Annotated in this window: 15 protein-coding genes; 7 read left to right on the top strand and 8 right to left on the bottom strand. The window is 70.2% G+C overall.

The window, feature by feature from the left end; translation table 11 throughout:
* Nucleotides 1-129: 129 nt before the first annotated feature.
* A complete protein-coding gene (locus ACZ7L5_RS12535) occupies nucleotides 130-594 on the top strand; it encodes a MarR family winged helix-turn-helix transcriptional regulator (protein WP_365053461.1) in 465 nt (154 codons plus the stop codon).
* Between the two features lie 25 nt (nucleotides 595-619).
* Here ACZ7L5_RS12535 and ACZ7L5_RS12530 read toward each other — a convergent pair whose 3' ends face one another.
* The gene (locus tag ACZ7L5_RS12530) at nucleotides 620-1,648 is read right to left on the bottom strand and encodes a DUF3048 domain-containing protein (RefSeq protein WP_471516569.1); all 1,029 of its coding nucleotides are present in this window, start codon (nucleotides 1,646-1,648) and stop codon (nucleotides 620-622) included.
* Nucleotides 1,649-1,873: 225 nt separating this feature from the next.
* Here ACZ7L5_RS12530 and ACZ7L5_RS12525 point away from each other — a divergent pair, with 225 nt between their 5' ends.
* Complete coding sequence (locus ACZ7L5_RS12525) at nucleotides 1,874-3,064, top strand: zinc-dependent alcohol dehydrogenase (protein WP_363033003.1); 1,191 nt, start codon at nucleotides 1,874-1,876, stop codon at nucleotides 3,062-3,064.
* A gap of 19 nt (nucleotides 3,065-3,083) precedes the next feature.
* Here the strand turns inward: ACZ7L5_RS12525 and ACZ7L5_RS12520 are convergent, their stop codons facing one another.
* Nucleotides 3,084-4,154 carry an ATP-dependent DNA ligase gene (locus ACZ7L5_RS12520; protein ID WP_471516568.1) on the bottom strand — a complete coding sequence of 357 codons (1,071 nt, stop codon included), beginning with the start codon at nucleotides 4,152-4,154 and terminating at the stop codon, nucleotides 3,084-3,086.
* 75 nt (nucleotides 4,155-4,229) lie between these two features.
* Here ACZ7L5_RS12520 and ligD point away from each other — a divergent pair, with 75 nt between their 5' ends.
* On the top strand, nucleotides 4,230-5,282 hold the full coding sequence (ligD, locus tag ACZ7L5_RS12515) for a non-homologous end-joining DNA ligase (protein ID WP_471516567.1): 1,053 nt from the start codon (nucleotides 4,230-4,232) through the stop codon (nucleotides 5,280-5,282).
* Nucleotides 5,283-5,313: 31 nt separating this feature from the next.
* On the opposite strand, the gene ACZ7L5_RS12510 is transcribed toward ligD, so the two are convergent.
* Both ACZ7L5_RS12510 and ACZ7L5_RS12505 read right to left on the bottom strand, forming a co-directional pair.
* Entirely contained in the window at nucleotides 5,314-7,536 is a 2,223-nt protein-coding gene (locus ACZ7L5_RS12510; RefSeq protein WP_471516566.1) for an OmpL47-type beta-barrel domain-containing protein, read from the bottom strand.
* The gene (locus tag ACZ7L5_RS12505; RefSeq protein WP_471516565.1) at nucleotides 7,536-10,013 is read right to left on the bottom strand and encodes a ThuA domain-containing protein; all 2,478 of its coding nucleotides are present in this window, start codon (nucleotides 10,011-10,013) and stop codon (nucleotides 7,536-7,538) included. Before ACZ7L5_RS12505 ends, ACZ7L5_RS12510 begins: the two co-directional genes overlap by 1 nt.
* Before the next feature lie 178 nt (nucleotides 10,014-10,191).
* Here ACZ7L5_RS12505 and ACZ7L5_RS12500 point away from each other — a divergent pair, with 178 nt between their 5' ends.
* From ACZ7L5_RS12500 to ACZ7L5_RS12490, 3 genes are all read left to right on the top strand, one after another.
* Nucleotides 10,192-11,262 carry a multicopper oxidase domain-containing protein gene (locus tag ACZ7L5_RS12500; RefSeq protein ID WP_471516564.1) on the top strand — a complete coding sequence of 357 codons (1,071 nt, stop codon included), beginning with the start codon at nucleotides 10,192-10,194 and terminating at the stop codon, nucleotides 11,260-11,262.
* A 14-nt stretch (nucleotides 11,263-11,276) separates the two neighbouring features.
* Nucleotides 11,277-12,230 carry an ornithine cyclodeaminase family protein gene (locus ACZ7L5_RS12495; protein ID WP_471516563.1) on the top strand — a complete coding sequence of 318 codons (954 nt, stop codon included), beginning with the start codon at nucleotides 11,277-11,279 and terminating at the stop codon, nucleotides 12,228-12,230.
* 112 nt (nucleotides 12,231-12,342) lie between these two features.
* The gene (locus ACZ7L5_RS12490; protein ID WP_471516562.1) at nucleotides 12,343-13,377 is read left to right on the top strand and encodes a LacI family DNA-binding transcriptional regulator; all 1,035 of its coding nucleotides are present in this window, start codon (nucleotides 12,343-12,345) and stop codon (nucleotides 13,375-13,377) included.
* A 14-nt stretch (nucleotides 13,378-13,391) separates the two neighbouring features.
* Here the strand turns inward: ACZ7L5_RS12490 and ACZ7L5_RS12485 are convergent, their stop codons facing one another.
* Nucleotides 13,392-14,180, bottom strand: coding sequence for a VOC family protein (locus ACZ7L5_RS12485; protein WP_365054413.1), 789 nt, complete (start codon nucleotides 14,178-14,180; stop codon nucleotides 13,392-13,394).
* 272 nt (nucleotides 14,181-14,452) lie between these two features.
* Here ACZ7L5_RS12485 and ACZ7L5_RS12480 point away from each other — a divergent pair, with 272 nt between their 5' ends.
* Nucleotides 14,453-14,707, top strand: coding sequence for a WhiB family transcriptional regulator (locus ACZ7L5_RS12480; RefSeq protein ID WP_328877953.1), 255 nt, complete (start codon nucleotides 14,453-14,455; stop codon nucleotides 14,705-14,707).
* A 336-nt stretch (nucleotides 14,708-15,043) separates the two neighbouring features.
* Here ACZ7L5_RS12480 and ACZ7L5_RS12475 read toward each other — a convergent pair whose 3' ends face one another.
* From ACZ7L5_RS12475 to ACZ7L5_RS12465, 3 genes are all read right to left on the bottom strand, one after another.
* A complete protein-coding gene (locus tag ACZ7L5_RS12475; RefSeq protein WP_471516561.1) occupies nucleotides 15,044-16,018 on the bottom strand; it encodes an acyl-ACP desaturase in 975 nt (324 codons plus the stop codon).
* A 217-nt stretch (nucleotides 16,019-16,235) separates the two neighbouring features.
* Entirely contained in the window at nucleotides 16,236-17,012 is a 777-nt protein-coding gene (gene ddaH, locus ACZ7L5_RS12470) for a dimethylargininase (RefSeq protein WP_471516560.1), read from the bottom strand.
* A 101-nt stretch (nucleotides 17,013-17,113) separates the two neighbouring features.
* Nucleotides 17,114-19,369, bottom strand: coding sequence for an ATP-binding cassette domain-containing protein (locus ACZ7L5_RS12465; protein WP_471516752.1), 2,256 nt, complete (start codon nucleotides 19,367-19,369; stop codon nucleotides 17,114-17,116).
* Between the last annotated feature and the right edge of the window lie 10 nt (nucleotides 19,370-19,379).

Raw genomic sequence — 19,379 nt, 5'->3', positions numbered from 1 at the left:
CTGCCATCGGAGGGGGAAGCCGTCAAGAGCTTGGTAAATGCGAACGTCATGGGGTTCGCGGCCCGAGGACAGTCGAGTGAGGGTCCGGTATTGTTCAGTGCACCGACGATTACGACCAGGGGAGCGCGCATGGCCGCCGTGGACCTCACCACCCACCCCGGGCATCTGGCCCGGCGGCTCCAGCAGGCGCACTACCTGCTCTGGAACACCATGGTCTCCGAGGAGATCACCTCGCCCCAGTTCGCCGTCCTCAACACGCTCGTCGCCGAGCCGGGCCTGGACCAGCGGACGGTGGGGGAGCGGGTCGGGCTCGACCGGTCCACGATCGCCGAGGTGATCAGCCGGCTCGGCCGCCGGGGGCTGCTCGACAAGGTCCGCGACCCCCAGGACGGCCGGCGCTTCCTGCTGCGCCTCACCGACGAGGGCGTGCGCACGCACAAGAAGCTGACCGTGCGCACGGCCCGGATGAACCAGGTCTTCCTGGCCCCGCTCTCCACGGACGAGCAGGCACTCTTCTTCGACCTGATCCGCCGCGTCGCGGACGCGGCCGAGGGGCTCCGCAATCCGGCGGAACCCCTCGTCGCACACCCCTGATCCGCGCCTGTGCACCTTCGGATGCTCAGGGCGCCTTCGCGAACACCACCCACACCTGGCCGTCCCGGAAGGTCATCCGCTTGCCGGCGCCGGTCGTGAACGTCGTGCCGTCCGTGGCCTTGGGACGCTTCCAGTCGACGTCGTAGGCGCGCCCGTCGCGCAGCACCCTCGCCTTGCCCGAGCCGACCGTCTCGGTGTACGGCGTGTAGTGGCCGAGCTTGTCGTGGAAGTCGGACTTGCGCACCTTCACGTACTGCACGACGACCGTGGCTGCCGCCACCCGCTTGCCGTCCGATGTCGTGGCGGCCGTGCCGTCCATGTCGACCAGCCAGCGGTTCTGGCTGCTGGACCAGGTGAACGTGTACTTGGCCAGTGTGTATCGCACCGTCTGCGAGGCCGTGGCCTTGCCGCCCGCCGGGGCGGCGCCGAAGCGGAAGCCGGTCGTCAGGGCGTCCTTGCCCGGCGCGGCGGGCATCAGCCGCTGGGGCCGCAGGAAGAGGTTGTGCGGCGCGGGCCGGCCCTTGCCGCGGAAGTACGCGCCGTCCGCCTTCTCGGGCGGCGCCGCCTGCACGGAGGCCTTGTCGATCAGCGGCATGAGCTTGCCCTGCGCCCCGGAGAAGGCGAGCATCGGCTTGTTGAACTGCGCCAGCAGCTCCAGGTCGGACTCGCGTGCGCTGCGCACCGGCCCGACGGCCTTCGGCAGCTTCGTCGCGTACACCGCCATCAGGCGGCTCAGCCCGCCCTCGACCGGCTCGACGTACACGATGTCCGCGGCGCTCAGGCCCGTATGGGGCCGGGCGGCGCGGGCATTGTCGATCTTCACGGCGAGTACCGTCGGGCTCTTCGCCCGGCTCTCGCCCTCGCTCGGCGTCGACGCACGCGACCGTCCGCGGCTGTCGTCGCCCGGTCCGCCGGACGCCGTGCACGCCGACGCCAGCGAAGCCGCCATCGCGGCGGCCAGCAGCCCCGCCATGGTCGTGGCGCGTCTGGAGCGCGCCCCTCGTTGTCTGCCCACCGTTGCCACCCGCACCCACCCACCCAGCCTATGTGTCATCAATAGTGCGCTTATCTGTTCATAGGTGGCATACCCGATCAGCTGGGACTGCCCGCACCAATCCGCCGATCGGCCCTGACGCGGCCAGCCGGTCGGCGTACGCCGCGCACAGCCGGCTCGCGGACGGGTCACCGGCCCGCCCGAACGGTTCGGCGGGGGAGCACGGGGGTACCCGGCCGGGACCGCAGAAGCGAACGCGCACATGTGACGGAGGGAGCGCGGGCGATGAGGGCAGTGACCTGGCAGGGCAAGCGGGACGTGCGCGTGGAGAACGTGCCCGATCCGACCATCCAGGAGCCGACGGACGCGGTCATCCGCATCACGTCCACCGGACTGTGCGGCTCCGACCTGCACCTGTACGAGGTGCTCACGCCGTTCATGACGCCGGGCGACATCCTCGGCCACGAACCGATGGGCATCGTCGAGGAGGTCGGAGCCGGGGTCCCGGACCTACAGGCGGGGGACCGGGTCGTGGTGCCGTTCCAGATCGCCTGCGGCAACTGCTGGATGTGCCTGACCGGCCTGCCGACCCAGTGCGAGACCACCCAGGTCACCGGCGAGGGCATGGGCGCCGCCCTGTTCGGCTACACCCGCCTGTACGGCGCGGTGCCGGGTGCCCAGGCCGAGTATCTGCGGGTCCCGCAGGCGCAGTTCGGTCCGATCAAGGTCCCGGAGGGCCCGCCCGACGACCGGTTCGTCTACCTGTCCGACGTACTGCCCACCGCCTGGCAGGCGGTCCGCTACGCCGAGGTCCCGAAGGGCGGCAGCGTCGCCGTGCTCGGCCTCGGCCCCATCGGCGACATGGCCTGCCGGGTCGCCCAGGTCCAGGGCGCCGAGCGGGTGTTCGGCGTCGACCTGGTGCCCGAGCGGCTGCGCAGGGCACGCGAGCGCGGAGTCGAGACCTTCGACCTCAGGAGCTTCCACGACGAGAAGGAGCTGGTCGCAGCCATCCGCGACGAGACCGACGGCCGCGGCCCCGACGCCGTCATCGACGCGGTCGGCACCGAGGCCCACGGCAGCGCCGCCGCCCGGCTGGCCCAGCAGGCCTCCGCGATGCTGCCGCGCAAGCTGAGCGGCCCGCTCGCCGAACGCTTCAGCATCGACCGGCTCGCCGCCCTCTACACGGCCATCGACCTGGTGCGGCGCGGCGGCACCATCTCCCTGTCCGGCGTGTACGGCGGCACCGCGGACCCGATACCGCTGCTCACCCTGTTCGACAAGCAGGTCCAGATCCGGATGGGCCAGGCCAACGTGCGCCGCTGGAGCGACGACATCCTGCCGTACCTGACGGACGAGGACCCGCTGGGCGTCGACGACTTCGCCACCCATCGCGTGCCGCTGAGCGAGGCCCCGCACGCGTACGAGATGTTCCAGCGCAAGCAGGACGGCGCGGTCAAGGTGCTGATGCAGCCGTGATTCCGGCTCGCGCCGCTCGTCAGGCCTGCGGCGCGAAGATCTCCGCCAGGTCGTAGCTCACCGGCTCCTCCAGCTGCGCGTACGTGCAGCTCTCAGGCGTGCGGTCCGGGCGCCAGCGGCGGAAGCGGGCCGTGTGCCGGAAGCGGACCCCGTTCTCCATGTGGTCGTACGCCACCTCGGCCACCCACTCCGGCCTGAGCGGCACCCAGGACAGATCCTTCTTGCCCGACCAGCGGCTCGGCGCGCCAGGCAGCCGCGCCGACTCGTGGGCCGCCTCGTCGGCCCAGGCCGCCCAGGGATGCCCCGCGGCATCCGCCATGCGCAGCGGCTCCAGCTCCTCGACCAGCTCGGCACGCCGCTGCATGGAGAACGCGGCCGACACGCCCACGTGCTGGAGAACGCCCTGGTCGTTGTGGAGGCCGAGCAGCAGGGAGCCCACGACCGGGCCGCTCTTGTGGAGGCGGTAGCCCGCCACGACGACGTCCGCCGTCCGCTCGTGCTTGATCTTGAACATGGCCCGCTCGTTCTGGAGATAGCGCAGCGTGAGGGGCTTGGCGATGACACCGTCCAGACCCGCCCCCTCGTACTGCTCGAACCACCCCTGGGCCGTGTCGACGTCGGTGGTCGCCGGCGCCACATGCACCGGCGCCGTCACCCCGGACAACGCCGTCGTGAGCATCGCCCGCCGGTCCGCGAGCGGCACCTCAAGGAGTGACTGGTCCGCCAGCGCCAGCAGGTCGAAGGCCACGAACGACGCCGGCGTCCGCTCGGCCAGCGTCCGCACCCGGGAGTCGGCCGGGTGGATGCGCTCGGTGAGCGCGTCGAAGTCCAGCCGCCCCTCCCGCGCGATGACGATCTCCCCGTCCAGCACGCACCGCTCCGGCAGTCGCTCCTTCAGCGCCGCCACCAGCTCGGGAAAGTACCTGGTCAGGGGCTTACCGGTGCGGCTGCCGAGCTCCACCTCGTCCCGGTCGCGGAACACGATCGCCCGGAAACCGTCCCACTTCGCCTCGTACTGCATGCCCGGCGGGATCTTCGCCACCGACTTGGCGAGCATCGGCTTCACGGGCGGCATCACCGGCAGGTCCATGGGGACGATTCTGCTCGCATCCGGCTGCCGCCGCCCGGTGTGCGCGCCCTGCGCGGTGCGCCTACCGTGTCTCGCATGGGCGAAGCGGTGGAACTGGAAGCGGGCGGCCGGACCGTGCGCCTGTCCAACCCGGGCAAGATCTTCTTCCCGGAGCGCGGCTTCACCAAGCTGGACCTCGCCCGCTACTACATCGCCGTCGGCCCGGGCATCCTGCGCGCCCTGCGCAACCGGCCCACCACCCTGGAGCGCTACCCGGACGGCGTGACCGGCGAGTGGTTCTACCAGAAACGGGCGCCCAAGAGCATGCCCGACTGGATCCCCACCGCCCACATCACCTTCCCCAGCGGCCGCAGCGCCGACGAGATGTGCCCCACCGAGGAGGCCGCGGTCCTGTGGGCCGCCCAGTACGGCACGCTCACCTTCCATCCCTGGCCGGTCCGCCGCGACGACGTCGACAGCCCCGACGAACTGCGCATCGACCTCGACCCGCAGCCCGGCACCGACTTCGACGACGCCGCCCGCGCCGCGCATGAACTGCGCGCCGTACTGCACGAGTTCGGCGGCCTGCGCGGCTGGCCCAAGACCTCCGGCGGGCGCGGCCTGCACGTCTTCGTGCCCATCGAGCCGCGCTGGACCTTCACCCAGGTCCGGCGCGCCGCCATCGCGGTCGGGCGGGAGATGGAGCGCCGGATGCCGGAGCACGTGACGATCAAGTGGTGGAAGGAGGAGCGGGGCGAGCGCATCTTCATCGACTACAACCAGACCGCCCGCGACCGCACGATCGCCTCCGCCTATTCCGTACGGCCCCGCCCGCACGCCCCGGTATCGGCGCCCCTGCACTGGGAAGAGGTCGGCGAGGTGCACCCCCAGGACTTCGACCTCGTGACCATGCCCGCGCGCTTCGCCGAACTCGGCGACGTGCACGCGGACATGGACGACCACCGCTTCTCGCTGGACGCGCTGCTGGAGCTGGCCAACAAGGACGAACGCGACCACGGACTCGGCGATCTGCCGTACCCGCCCGAGTATCCGAAGATGCCGGGGGAACCGAAGCGGGTGCAGCCGAGCCGGGCGAAGAAAGAGGCGCCCCCGTCGGAGGCGCCTCCCTCGGAGCCCACAGCTCCTTGAACTACAGCTTGTTGATCTGCACCTTCTTGATCTACAGCTCCTTGATCCGGATGTCCCGGTACGAGACCACATCCGTGGTGCCGTGCACCTGAAGCCCGACGTAGCCGGAGGCGAACCTGCGCCCGTCCGTGCCCGGGTCGTCCGAGCGCGGCGGGACGAAGCCCTGGCCGCCGGTGTTGTCGAACTCGTTGATCAGCACGCCGTTGCGGTAGACCGAGTAGTGCTGGTCGACCACCCGGATCTCGTAGTCGTTCCACGTCCCCTTCTGGGTGACGCCGGCACCGGCCAGCCCCACCCGGTCGAAGCCGTAGATCGAACCGGTCTTGTACATGTCGCCGTCGGGCCGGTCGAGCACCTGCACCTCGTGCCCGTACTTGATGGCGACCCACTCCGGCCGCGGCTCCTCGGAGTGGTCGTGGACCCACGGGAAGCGGACGAACACACCGGAGTTGGCGTTGCCGGTGCCCGGAGCGTCGTCGCGCCACTGGAGCTTGAGCGAGAAGTCACCGTACTTCCGCTCGGGGAACCACAACATGCCCAGGCCGTCCTTGCTGGTGCCGCTCGTGATCGAGCCGTCGGCGTTCTGCGCGAACGAACCACCGCCCACCTGCTGCCACTTGGCGAAGGACCCCGCGCTGCCGTCGAGGATCGTGCGGTAGCCCTCGGTCTGTCCGGGCTTGCCGATCCCGGACTGCCGGGCCGCCTTGCGGACGGCGTTGTACTCGCGCTGGTCGACGACCCCTTCCTTGAGGAGCTTGTCCAGGACCGTCGTCACGTGCTTGAGGAACAGCGCGTGGGACGTCCACTCCTTCTCGTCCTCGATCAACTCGTTGATCCGGCACCGGCTGTTGGTGAGCCGGTTCGGGACACCCGAGTCGACCGTGCCGACGATCACCGTCAACCGCTCGTCGAACTCCGGGCAGTTGGGGGCGGGGACCTGCCCGGCCACCACGGTGAAGGTCACCGTGCGGGCGGTGGAGGTGTTACCCGCCTTGTCCGTCGCCCGGTAGCCGAGGGTGTGGGTGCCGGCGCGGTCGACGACCACCGGCGCCCCGTACGCGAGGTAGGGCCCGCCGTCGATCGAGTACTCGATCCGGTCGACACCTGAGCCGTGGTGCTCGTCGGTCGCCGTGACGGTCACCTTGGCGTTGCCGATGAAGGCCCCGTCGGAGTTCTTCGTCCCGTCGACGGTCACACCCGTCACCGGCGCGGTCGTGTCCGGCTGGGGCGCCGCCACGACCGTGAACTGCACATTCTTCTCCGCGGCGGCGTTCCCCGCCTTGTCGGTGGCCCGGTAGCGCACGGTATGAGCGCCGACCTCGTGCACCATCACGGGCGCGGTGTACGGCTGCCAGGCGCCGTCGCCGATCGCGTACTCGATGGTGTTGACGCCGGAACCGGTGTCGGAGGCCGTGACGGTGACGGTCGCCATGTCGATGTACGTGCCGTCGGGGTTCTGCTCACCGCTGACGGTCGCCGAGGTCTCCGGTGCCGTCGTGTCGTCGGTCGGCGGCGGGACGACCGTGAACTCGGCGCTCTTCTCCGCCGAGACGTTCCCCGCCTTGTCGAAGGCCCGGTAGCGGATCTTGTGGTCGCCGACCTGGTCGACGACGACCGGTGCCGTGTACGGCTGCCAGGCGCCCGCGTCGCCGACCGCGTACTCGGTGCGGTCGAGCCCGGATCCGCCCTCCTCGTCGGTGGCGTGGACGGCCACGCTCGCCGAACCGACGTACTGCCCCTGTGCGTTCTGCGTCCCGCTGACGTGCGCCGACGCCTGCGGTGCGGTCGTGTCCTCGCCGCTGCCCTCGGTCACCACGAGGATGCCCTGCATCTGCCCGTGACCGGGGATCGTGCAGTAGTAGCGGTAGCGGCCGGGGGTGAGCGTGACCTCGGCGGTGTGCTTGCCGCCCTGGTCGTCGTTGGGGTTGGCGAGGATGTTGAGCTGGACGTCGTTGTTGTACTCGGGGTCGGACGTGTCGAACGTCAACGTGTGCGGCATCCCGGTGGTGTTGCCGGTCGCCGTGCTGTTCTCGAAGACGATCGTCGTCGTCCCGGCGACCGCCGTCGCGGGGGCCGACGCGTACTTCGTGATGTCGTCGCCGGCCGTCCAGGTGAGCGTCTGGGCCGCGGCAGCGTTCACGGACGGGGACTCGGGCCGCCCGACGGCCGGGACGGACTGCAGCCCCAGCATCACCAGCAGCACGGCCAACAGGGCCGCCCGGACTCTTCGCCGAGGTGGACTGCTTCGCATCATCACTGGGCTCCCCTCGCCAGCTGGTCGGCGGCCGGAGTCGGAGCGCCGCCCGTGTAAGTGACCCGCCACAGCGCCGACTTGGCGTCCGAGGTGAAGAAGCCGCGGCCGTAGTCGAGCACGTACAGCACGCCGTCCGGGCCGAACTTCCAGTCCATGAGGTTCTTGATGCCGTCGTTGCCGATCGGCACGATCTTCTTCAGCGACTCCGAGTGCACCGGCAGACCGCCGTCACCGTGTGTCTTCGGGTCGGTGATCACAGCGTTGCGCGGCTGGTCGGCGTCGTAGAAGTCGCCGACGAACCACTTGCCGTCCCAGTAGGCCGGCCACTTGGTGGCACCCGCGCTCGCCGCGTCGTACCGGTAGACCGGCCCGTTCATCGCGGCCTGCCCGCCGCCCTTGAGCCACGGCAGCGCGTAGGTGGCCTCTTCCTGCTTGTACGACGGGACGCCGTTCGCGTCACGCGGGAAGTCCGGCGCGCCGCCCTGCGGCGAGTACCAGATGTTGTTGCCGGTGACCGGCGGGAGGTTGACGAGGCCGTCGTTGTTCGGCGACTCGTTCTTCGGATGGTCGCAGTCGTACCAGCCCAGCGGCTTCGTCGGGTCGGGCAGATTGCGGTCACGATAGGGCTGCTTGTTGCCCATGCAGTACGGCCAGCCGCGGTTGCTCGCCTTGGTGATGACCGCGAAGGTGTCGTACTTCGCCGGACCCCAGGTCGTCGAGGGCGCACCCGCGTCGGGGCCGACCCAGCCCGCGTACAGGACGTCCGTCTGCTTGTCGACGGAGATGCGAGCGGGGTTCCTGACCCCCATCACGTAGATCTCGCCGCGCGTCTTGCCGCCGCCCTCGTCGGTCTCCCGGCCCGTGAACAGGTTGCCCTCCGGCAGCGTGTACGTGCCGTCCGGCTCCGGGTGGATGCGCAGGATCTTGCCGTTGAGGTTGTTGGTGTTGCCGGCGGTGCGGCGCGCGTCGGCGAAGGACACGCCCTTGTAGTCGGGCTCGGGGTTGTTGCCCGAGTAACCGCCGCTGAAGCCGCTGGAGTTGTTGTCGCCGGTCGCGATGTACAGGTTGCCCTTGGAGTCCCAGGCCATCCCGCCGCCCGAATGGCAGCAACTGTGCACCTGTACCGGCCACCTGAGCAGGACCTTCTCACTGCCCAGGTCCAGCTTGTCGGTGGCCGGGTCGAGCGTGAAGCGGGAGACCCGCCGCTCGGCCATCCGCGTGTCGCGGTTGAGCTGGGAGTGCGGGGTGTAGTGCAGATACACCCAGCCGTTGTCCTCGAAGCGCGGATCGAGCTCGATGCCGAGAAGCCCCTCCTCGACCTTGATCAGCTCATCGCCGCCGCCCTTGTTTCCGAAGACCGTGAGCGCCCCGGCCAGGGTGACCTTCTTGGTCTTCGGGTCGTAGACATGGATCTCGCCCTTGCCCTTGCCGATCTCCGGGTTGTTCCAGTCGGTGACGACCGGCTGGGAGGAGTCGGCGCCGCCCCGCCCGATGTAGAGCACGCGGCCGTCGGGTGCGGTGACCAGGCCGTGCGGCTCACCGATCTGGTCGTTCTGGCCGGGCTGGTTGGGCTGGGTGAGCCGCTCGGCCTTGTAGTTGCCCGTGATCGTGGCCTTGCAGTCGGCCTGGGTGAGCCGGGTGGTCCACAACAGGGCGCCGCGCAGATGGGTACGGAAGTCGGTCTCGTCGTACGACGACGCCGTGCCGCCCATGCCCGTGTAGAAGGAGCGGCCGCCGTCGTAGTCGCGGCACCAACTCACCGGGTGGTCCCATCCGTTGGCGCCGGTGCCCGGCTGGTACGTCGACTCCCGGACCCGGGCGACCGTGTGCACCGCACCCGACGGGTTCTTCGCCCAGTTCAGCCACTTGTCCGGCCGCTTCCACTGCACCGGCAGTTCCTTGGTGGCCGGGTGCTGCCGGTCACCGACCTCAACTACGGCCCGCTGCACGTTCGTCGGGCCGCCGGCGGCCGGGCGGGCGCCGACCAGGCCGGTGAACCAGTCCGAGTACGGCTCGGCGCGGGCCGCGTCATGGACGCCGACGAAACCGCCGCCCGCTTCCATGTAGGCCTCCAGGCCCGCCTCCTGTTCCGGGTCCAGGACGTCGCCGCCTCCGGTGAGGAACACGATCGTGTTGAAGCGGCCCAACTTCGTCTCATCGGTGAAGACCGAGGCGTCGTTCGTGGCCTCGACCTTGAAGCGCTGGTCGGCCGGGCCCGACAGGCCGATCTTCTCGATCGCCCCGATGCCGGCGTTCACCACGGGCGACTCCTCGCCGCCGGCCGCGGATCCATAGAAGATGAGCACTCGTGCATTCGCGCCGCCTGGTGGCGACTTGATGGACATCGTTGTCAGGGGTGGCTCCGGGGCCGGGCGTGCGCCGGCAGCCGGGGCGGACATCAGCCCGGCGGCGACGATCCCGGCGGTCACAGTGGCCACCCAGGTACGTCTTGTCGTGCTCAACCCTCGCAAGTGCATGGGCACCTCCACGGTCACAGCAACAGCGACAAGGAAGCTAGACCTCTTTGAACGACTCGCCAATACCTACGGCCGTACTGGGGCCAACTTTGTCCTGAGTGTGGATAAACGAAGGATCGGCCGGTACCGTCTCAGCGGTTCATCCCCGTAAATTCCGTAACGCCGTGGGGAGTTCGGCATGAGCGAAGGCAGCTTCACCAGACGCGGCTTCGACAGGCGCACCTTCAACAGACGTGTCCTGCTCGGCGGTGCGACCGTTGCGACATCGTTGTCTCTCGGGCAGGTGCCCGAGGCCGCGAGCGCCGACGCGCCGGCGAAGACCGCCCCCGCCGGGGGCGAGGTCAGGCACCTCAAGCTGTACGCCGAGAAACTCGCCGACGGGCAGATGGGCTACGGCTTCGAGAAGGGCAAGGCGTCCGTCCCCGGCCCGCTGATCGAGCTCAACGAGGGCGACACCGCGCACATCGAGTTCGAGAACACGATGGACGTCCCCGTGAGCCTGCACGTCCACGGTCTCGACTACGAGATCACCAGCGACGGCACGAAGCTCAACAAGAGCGACGTCGAGCCCGGCGGCACCCGCACCTACACCTGGCGCACCCACGCCCCCGGCCGCCGCAAGGACGGCACCTGGCGGGCGGGCAGCGCCGGTTACTGGCACTACCACGACCACGTCGTCGGCACGGAGCACGGCACCGGCGGCATCCGCAAGGGCCTGTACGGGCCGGTGATCGTCCGGCGCAAGGGGGACATCCTCCCCGACGCGACCCACACGATCGTCTTCAACGACATGCTGATCAACAACAAGCCCGCGCACAGCGGCCCCAACTTCGAGGCCACGGTGGGCGATCGCGTCGAGTTCGTGATGATCACGCACGGCGAGTACTACCACACCTTCCACATGCACGGTCACCGCTGGGCGGACAACCGCACGGGCATGCTCACCGGCCCGGACGACCCCAGCCAGGTCATCGACAACAAGATCGTGGGCCCCGCGGACTCCTTCGGCTTCCAGGTGATCGCGGGGGAGGGGGTCGGCGCGGGCGCGTGGATGTACCACTGCCATGTCCAGAGCCACTCGGACATGGGGATGGTGGGACTGTTCCTGGTGAAGAAGACGGACGGGACGATCCCGGGGTACGACCCGCACGACCACGGTCATGAGCCGGCCTCCGGGTCCTCCGGGTCCTCCGGGTCCTCCGGGTCCTCCGGGTCCTCCGGGTCCTCCGGGTCCGCGCACGAGCACTGACGCATCATGTACGGGTGACACTTGTACTGACGCGTGGTGACCTGGAGTCCGTCCTGGAACCGGAGGCCTGTCTGGCCGTCCTGCGGGAGGGGTTCCGGACCGCGGACGCCGTGCCCGTCGCCGGGCAACGGGTGCGGACCGACCTGCCGTTCCCCGGCACGGCCACCGCGCTGATCCCCGGCCTGCTGCCGGGCATCGAGGCGTACACGGTGAAGGTCAACGCCAAGTTCCCGGGCGCGCAACCGGCGTTGCGCGGAGTGATCTGCCTGCACAGCGGGCAGGACGGCGAGCTGCTGGCGCTGCTGGACTCGGCCACGGTGACGGCTTGGCGTACGGGGCTGGCGGCGGCGTTGGGCACGCATGTGCTGGCCTGGTCCGGCTCCGGCTCCGCCTCGGGAGAGGTCCTGGGCGTGATCGGCGCCGGGGCCCAGGCCGAGTTGATGGTGCGGGGCCTGACGGTGCTGCGGCCGCACAGCGAACTCGTCGTCCATGACACGGACACCGAACGGGCAGCCGAGTTCGCCGCACGACACGGTGGCCGGGTGGTGGGCTCGCCGAAGGACGTCGCGGCGGCCGCCGACACCGTACTGATGGCCACCTGGGCCCGGTCACCGCTGCTGCGGCTGGCGGACACACGGGAGGGGCAGCACTTCACGAGCCTCGGGGCCGACGAACCCGGCAAGGAGGAGCTGGCCGCGGATCTGCTGCGGGCGGCGCTGCTGGTCGTGGACCACCGCGAACTCGCCGCGAGCACGGGGGCCCTGGCGGCGGCCGGGCTTCCGGCGACGGCCGCCGATGCCACGCTGGGGGACGTACTGCGAATCGAGCATCCGGGACGAGCGAGCGCCGCGAGCCGTACCGTCTACGCCCCGGTCGGGCTGCCCTGGCAGGACCTGGCGTTGAGCTGGCTGGCGTATGGGGCGGCGCAGCGGGAGGGCATCGGGCGGCGGGTGGATCTGCTGGCGTGAGTGCCTCGTGAGCGCGAGGTGATCACGATCGGTCCCGGTCGTCCGAGAGCGCTCTCACCCCCGCCGCAACCACGGCTATCCTGATCCGCAACCGCCGACGAGGAGCCCCGCAGTGACCGAAACCGCCCCACGTCCCACCCTGGAGGCCGTGGCCGCCCGGGCCGGGGTCTCGCGGGCCACCGTGTCCCGGGTCGTCAACGGCGGGGACGGAGTCCGGGAGCCGCTCGTGGAGCGGGTCCGCGCGGCGGTGGAGGAACTCGGGTACGTACCCAATCAGGCCGCCCGCAGCCTCGTGACCCGGCGCCATGACGCCATCGCCGTCGTCGTCGCCGAACCCGAGACCCGCGTCTTCGCCGACCCCTTCTTCGCGCGGCAACTGCGCGGCATCAGCAAGGAGCTGACGGCCCACGACAACCAGCTGGTGCTGCTCCTCACGGAGGGCCGCGACGACCACGCCCGCGTCGGCCGCTACCTCGCCGGGGGCCATGTCGACGGGGCGCTCGTCTTCTCGCTGCACCTCGACGACCCGCTGCCCGCGCTGATCCAGCACGCCGGGATCCCCACCGTGTTCGGCGGACGGCCCGGGTGGAGCGGCGACCGGCGTGGCGTGGTGTACGTCGACACCGACAACCGCGGCGGCGCCCGTGACGCCGTACGGCACCTCGTCGGCCTCGGCCGCACCCGCATCGCGCACATCACCGGCGCCCTCGACCAGACGTCGGCGGTGGACCGGCTCGACGGATACCGGGATGTCATGGTCGACGCCGATCCACGGCTGATCGTCGAGGGCGACTTCACACCGGCCGGCGGCGAACGGGCGATGCGTGAACTGCTCGAACGCCGCCCCGACCTGGACGCCGTGTTCGCCGCGAACGACCTCACCGCGGCGGGTGCCCTGCGGGTGCTGCGCGAGTCGGGGCGGCGGGTGCCGGACGATGTCGCCGTGGTCGGGTTCGACGACATGCTGCCGGTGGCGGACCAGACCGAACCGCCGCTCACGACGGTCCGTCAGGACATCGAGGAGATGGGTCGGCTGATGGCCCGGCTGCTGCTGCGCGGCCTCGACCGCCGCACCGGTGAGCAGGTGGGAGGCGCGCCGTCCAACGTCGTCCTGCCGACGACGCTGATCCGGCGCGCATCCGCCTAGGCGGCCGGGCGGACTCAGCTCGGCGCCGCGCTCTTGATCACCGCGAAGCGGGCACCGTACGGGTCGGTGAGCTTGGCGATACGGCCGATGTCCGGCAGGTCCGTGGCAGGCATGCGGACGGTGCCGCCCAGCTCCTGCGCCCTGGCGACCGTGGCGTCCGTGTCGGTGACCTCGAAGTACGGCAGCCAGTGCGCCGGGCCGTCGGCCTCCGCCGGGTCGTCGGCCTTGTCGACGACCCCGCCGAACATGGCGTCCTCCCCTTGGCCCGCGGGGCTGAACGTCGTGTAGGTGCCGCCGTAGTAGTCGAGGGCGAAGGTCTCCATGCCGAGCGTGGTGTTGTAGAAGCCCGCCGCGGCCGGTACGTCCGTGGTGTACAGCTCCAGCCAGCACAGTGTCCCGGGCTCGTTCATGACGTCGAGGCCCTTGTTCGTGCCGGGCTGCCAGAGGCCGAAGCCCACGCCTGCCTTGTCGGCGAGGATGGCCATGCGGCCCATGTCCAGCACGTCCATGGGCTGCACCAGCACCGCGCCGTGCGCCTGCTCGGCCGCCTTGGCCGTGGCGTCCGCGTCCGGGGTCTGGAAGTACACCGTCCAGGACGGCGGGCCCTGCTCCTCGGTGGTCTGCATGCCGCCGGCCGTGGTCCTGCCGTCGAGCTGGAAGAGGCCGTAGCCGCCGGTCTCGGGCCCGCCCGGCTGGAACCGCCAGCCGAACAGGCCGCCGTAGAAGGAACTGGCGCCCTCGATGTCGGGGGTGCCGACGTCGATCCAGTTCGGCGCGCCGGTGACATAACGGGTGGTGAGCATCATCGCCCTCCTTGGAAGGGTCCCGTTGTCTGCTCTGCCGAGTCTTGCACCGCCCACTGACAATCGCTGCCGGAGCGCCGCCGTCGGTTCGAGTGACCGCTGCGGCCACCGCGGGTGACCAGGAGGGGCCTTTTGGTTTTCACCCGTTTCCGCGCGCGCCGCCGTGCATCGCCGCGCACCGAGGGAGACCATCGAGTCGGCCGGGGGCCCTGCGGCGCGGCGTTGATCGGGCGTTGATCGAACGTTTTTCGCCGACCGGCACGATCCTGCGCATGCTCATCGACACGATCACAACGATCACCTCGCCCGACCTGGACTGGCAGCAGGAGGCGTTGTGCGCGCAGACCGGGGCGGACTTCTTCTTCCCTGAGCCGGGCAGCTCCGTACGCGAGGCGAAGAGGATCTGCGGCATGTGCCCGATCCGCTCCGCCTGCCTGGAGTGGGCCCTCGACAACGACGAACGCTTCGGCGTCTGGGGCGGCCTGTCGGAGAAGGAACGCCTGGAACTCAGGCGTGCGTCACGCTGAGCGGGGTGATCCCGCCGGGCCGTCGGCCGGGTGCGGCGGCGGCGCTCGGCGCGACGGACGACCGGTTGCCGACCTACCGGCCAGGGCATTGCCGCCGGCATCAGGCTCGCAACCTGGAGACGCTGAGCGAGCACATCCCGCCCGATCGAGGGTGTCGCCGTCGCGGCAGCCCGGCAGCGGGCACGGCACCGCACCCGGCCCGTCCTTGCGCTCCAAGGCCCGGCCGCAGCCCGCAGCTCGCCGACGTGGGCCGGGGACCGCAGCGCGCGGGGCCGCTCAGGAGCCCGTGCTCTCAGCCCGGCCCGCAGCGCCGCCCGCTGCCTCAGTCAGGTTCCGTCAGGCCCCGGCGCGAGCCGCCATGCGGGCCTTGCGGGCCGCCAGCTTCTCGTCGAACTTGACGGCCTCGGCGTCCAGGCCGCCCATGTAGAGGCCCAGCTCCTCCTGGGCCTTCTGGCCCTCGGGGCCGAGGCCGTCGATCTCCATGATCTTCAGGAAGCGGAGGACGGGCTGGAGGACGTCGTCGTGGTGGATGCGCATGTTGTAGACCTCGCCGATGGCCATCTGCGCGGCGGCGCGCTCGAAGCCGGGGATGCCGTGGCCGGGCATGCGGAAGTTGACCACCACGTCCCGCACGGCCTGCATCGTGAGGTCGGGGGCGAGTTCGAACGCGGCCTTCAGCAGGTTCCGGTAGAAGATCATGTGCAGGTTCTCGTCGGTCGCGATGCGCGCCAGCATGCGGTCGCAGATCGGGTCACCCGACTGGTGGCCGGTGTTGCGGTGCGAGATGCGGGTCGCGAGCTCCTGGAAGGCGACGTAGGCGACCGAGTGCAGCATCGAGTGCCGGTTGTCCGACTCGAAGCCCTCGCTCATGTGCGACATCCGGAACTGCTCCAGCTGGTCCGGGTCCACCGCGCGCGAGGTGAGCAGGTAGTCGCGCATCACGATGCCGTGCCGCCCCTCCTCGGCGGTCCAGCGGTGCACCCAGGTCCCCCAGGCGCCGTCGCGGCCGAAGAGCGAGGCGATCTCGTGGTGGTAGCTGGGGAGGTTGTCCTCGGTGAGGAGGTTCACGATCAGGGCGATGCGGCCGATCTCGGTGACCTTGGACTGCTCCTTGTCCCAGGCGTCGCCGTCCTCGAAGAAGCCGGGGAAGTTGCGGCCGTCGGTCCACGGCACGTACTCGTGCGGCATCCAGTCCTTGGCGACCTTCAGATGCCGGTTGAGTTCATTCTCGACAACTTCCTCCAACGCGTACAGCAGGCGGGCGTCGGTCCAGACGGCGGGGCTGCCAAGGTGAGGGGAAGTAATCGTCACGGGAACTCCAGGGGACGCACAACACAGGAAGGGTGGCCGGCGAGCGGTTGCCGGGAACCTACGGAATCGTAGGCTACGAAACCGTAGGTTACGTAGCCGTAGGTTAAGGGCGGCGTAAAGACCGCTGATCAGCCCCGTTCCGTTGAGAGTTCACGGGTGTGCGAACGGCCCCGGGACCCGCTGGTCCCGGGGCTGAACGAGTGCAGCACTCAGCCGGTCAGGCGTACAGATCCCGCATCCGTACCGAGAGACATGTCACACATCCTTCGAGCTTCTCGAACTCGCCGATATCGATCAGAACGGGCTCGTGGCCGAGGTCGGTGAGCAGTTCCGCCGTCTTCGGCGCACTGGCGGCCATCAGCAGCTTCTCGCCGCCGAGCAGCACCACGTGTGCCCCGGACTCCTCGGGCACCGGCAGGAAGCGAGGGAAGAGGGACGGGGCGTCGAGCTGCGGTATGCGGCCCAGAATCGTTCCGTCGGGCAGCGCCGTGATCGCCGACTTCAGGTGCAGCACTTTGCTCACCGGCACGGCGACGACCCGCGCCCCCAGCGGTTCGAACGCGGCCCGCAGCTGCTGGACGCCGGCCGCGTTGGTACGGCCGCCCCGGCCGACGTAGATCGTGTCGCCGACCTTCAGCACGTCGCCGCCGTCCAGCGTGCCCGGCTCCCAGATCCAGTTCACGGAGCAGCCGAGCGAGGCCACGGCCTCCTCGACGCCGAGGGTCTCGTCGCGCCGGGACTCGGCACCGGGCCGGGTGATCAGCGCGACGTTCTTGTACATGACGACGGTGTCCTCGACGAACACCGAGTCGGGGCAGTCGTCGGCCGGGTCCACCTCGACCGTCTCCCAGCCGTGCGTGCGCAGGGCCGCTACGTATGCCTCCCACTGCTCGACAGCGAGATCGACGTCGACCTTCTCGCGCTCGATGTGCGTGACCAGCCCTTCGGCGAGGCGGGGGCCGGGGCGGCGGACGAGGGCCTTCTTGCTGGGCACGACGGGATCTCCGGATCGGTGGCAGGGATCGGCGCCCATGATGCATGTGGCACCGATCCGCCATGATGCAGGGCGCCCGGGCCCGCACAAAACCCCTGCGGTCAGGCTGTGGCCCTCCTGAGATGCTCCGCGGTGAAGGACCCGTGCGTTTTGCGGAGCTGCTGCGGGGTTCCCTCGAAGATCACCCGTCCGCCGTCCCGGCCGCCGTCCGGACCCAGGTCGACGACCCAGTCGGCATGCGCCACGACGTCCAGGTTGTGCTCGACGACCACCACCGTGTTGCCCGTGTCGACCAGCCGGTCCAGCAGACCGAGCAGCCCGTCGACGTCCGACATGTGCAGTCCGGTCGTCGGCTCGTCGAGGACGTACACCGCCCCGCTGCGGTGCAGCCGTGTCGCCAGTTTGATGCGCTGCCGCTCGCCGCCGGAGAGCGTGGACAGCGGCTGGCCGAGCGTGAGGTACGTCAGCCCCACGTCCCGCAGGGCGCGCAGCCGACGCCGTACGCCCGAGTCCTGGAAGAACTCCAGCGCCTGGTCGGCCGTCATCCCCAGTACATCCGCGATCGAGCTGCCGTCGACGGTCAGCCGCAGCACCTCGTCCTTGAAGCGCCGCCCGTCGCAGTCGTGGCACGTCGTCGTCACCGGGTCCATGAAGGCGAGGTCGGTGTAGATGATCCCGCGGCCTTCACAGGTGCCGCACGCGCCGGTCGAGTTGAAGCTGAAGAACCCCGGCTCGGCGCCCGTCTCGCGCGCGAAGATCTTCCGTACGGTGTCCATGATTCCCAGATATGTCGCCGGCGTCGACCGTGCGGAGATCCCGATCGACGACTGGTCCACGACCACGGCGTCGGCGTGCGCGCCGGTGAACTCCCCGACCAGCGTGCTCTTTCCGGACCCGGCGACCCCGGTCACCACGGTGAGCACCCCGGTCGGGAACTCCACCGTCACGTCCCGCAGGTTGTGCCGGCCGGCGCCCTTCACCCAGAGCCCGCCGTCCGCCGTTCGTACGTCCTCCTTGATCGCGGTACGGCGGCCCAGGCACCGCCCGGTCACCGTGCCCGAGCCGGCCAGGTCGCCCGGAGTCCCCTCGAACACGACCTCTCCGCCGCCCGCACCGGCCGCCGGGCCCATGTCGACGACGTGATCGGCGAGCGCGATGACGTCCCGGTCGTGCTCGACGACCAGCACGGTGTTGCCCTTGTCGCGCAGCCGCAGCAGCAGGTCGCCCAGGCGGCCGACGTCACGCGGGTGCAGGCCGACGCTGGGCTCGTCGAAGATGTACGTCATGCCGGTGAGGCTGGAGCCCAGGTGCCGTACGGTCTTCAGGCGCTGGCCCTCGCCGCCGGAGAGCGTGGACGTCTCGCGGTCGAGGCTGAGGTAGCCGAGGCCGATGGCGTCGATGCGTTCGAGAGCGGTGGCGGCGGCCCGGGCGATCGGTCCGGCGACCGGGTCGTCGATGTCCTTGAGTACCGCGATCAGGTCGCTGACCTGCATACGCGCGCACTCGGCGATGTTCATGCCGTTGATCCGGGTCGCGAGCGCCGCAGCGTTCAGGCGGGCCCCGTCGCAGACCGGGCAGGTGCCCTCCGCCAGGAACTCGCGCACCAGGTCGCGGGTCTTCTGGCTCATCGCCGACAGGTCCCGCTTCAGGTACAGCCGCTCGAAGCGGGTGGCCAGCCCCTCGTACTCGGTGGTCCAGGTGCCGCCCGTGCCGTTGACGGTGACCTTGCTGCCGGGGCGGCCGTGCATCAGGAACTCCCGCTCGGCGGCGGTGAAGCGTTTGACGGGTTTGTGCGCGTCGAGTTCGGCGCTGTTGGTGTATGCCTGTCCCTGCCAGGTGCCCGCCGTGAACGGCGGGAAGCGGACCGCTCCCTCGGCCAGTGAGCGGTCCGGGTCGAGGATGCGGTCCCAGTCCGGCCGTACGGTCCGGCCCAGGCCGTCGCACTCCGGGCACATGCCCGAGGGGTCGTTGAACGAGTACGCGGTCGCCGGCCCGGCGCTCGGCGTGCCGTGCCGGGAGAACAGCACCCGGATCACCGAGTAGATGTCCGTCATCGTGCCGACCGTGGACCGGGAGTGGCCCCCGATCGGCCGCTGGTCGACGACGATCGCGGGCGAGAGGTCCTCCAGAGCCTCCGCGTGCGGCCGCTCGTACTTGGGCAGCCGGTTGCGCACGAACCAGGTGAAGGTCTCGTTGAGCTGGCGCTGCGACTCGACCGCGATCGTGTCGAAGACGATCGACGACTTCCCCGATCCCGAAACGCCGGTGAACACGGTCAGCCGGCCTTTCGGGATACGGAGAGCGACGTCCTTGAGGTTGTTCTCCCTTGCTCCGGTGATGGTGATGAAATCGGGCATGAAGTCGGCC

The sequence above is a fragment of the Streptomyces sp. NPDC107528 genome, assembly GCF_055639295.1.
Note: the sequence above shows the minus strand (reverse complement) of the source record. Positions and strands in the feature narration are given on the sequence as shown.

Coding starts and splice junctions, on each gene's coding strand:
- ACZ7L5_RS12535 (WP_365053461.1), top strand. CDS start 130: ATGGCCGCCGTGGACCTCACCACCCACCCCGGGCATCTGGCCCGGCGG.
- ACZ7L5_RS12530 (WP_471516569.1), bottom strand. CDS start 1,648: ATGACACATAGGCTGGGTGGGTGGGTGCGGGTGGCAACGGTGGGCAGA.
- ACZ7L5_RS12525 (WP_363033003.1), top strand. CDS start 1,874: ATGAGGGCAGTGACCTGGCAGGGCAAGCGGGACGTGCGCGTGGAGAAC.
- ACZ7L5_RS12520 (WP_471516568.1), bottom strand. CDS start 4,154: ATGGACCTGCCGGTGATGCCGCCCGTGAAGCCGATGCTCGCCAAGTCG.
- ligD (WP_471516567.1), top strand. CDS start 4,230: ATGGGCGAAGCGGTGGAACTGGAAGCGGGCGGCCGGACCGTGCGCCTG.
- ACZ7L5_RS12510 (WP_471516566.1), bottom strand. CDS start 7,536: ATGATGCGAAGCAGTCCACCTCGGCGAAGAGTCCGGGCGGCCCTGTTG.
- ACZ7L5_RS12505 (WP_471516565.1), bottom strand. CDS start 10,013: ATGCACTTGCGAGGGTTGAGCACGACAAGACGTACCTGGGTGGCCACT.
- ACZ7L5_RS12500 (WP_471516564.1), top strand. CDS start 10,192: ATGAGCGAAGGCAGCTTCACCAGACGCGGCTTCGACAGGCGCACCTTC.
- ACZ7L5_RS12485 (WP_365054413.1), bottom strand. CDS start 14,180: ATGCTCACCACCCGTTATGTCACCGGCGCGCCGAACTGGATCGACGTC.
- ACZ7L5_RS12480 (WP_328877953.1), top strand. CDS start 14,453: ATGCTCATCGACACGATCACAACGATCACCTCGCCCGACCTGGACTGG.
- ACZ7L5_RS12465 (WP_471516752.1), bottom strand. CDS start 19,369: ATGCCCGATTTCATCACCATCACCGGAGCAAGGGAGAACAACCTCAAG.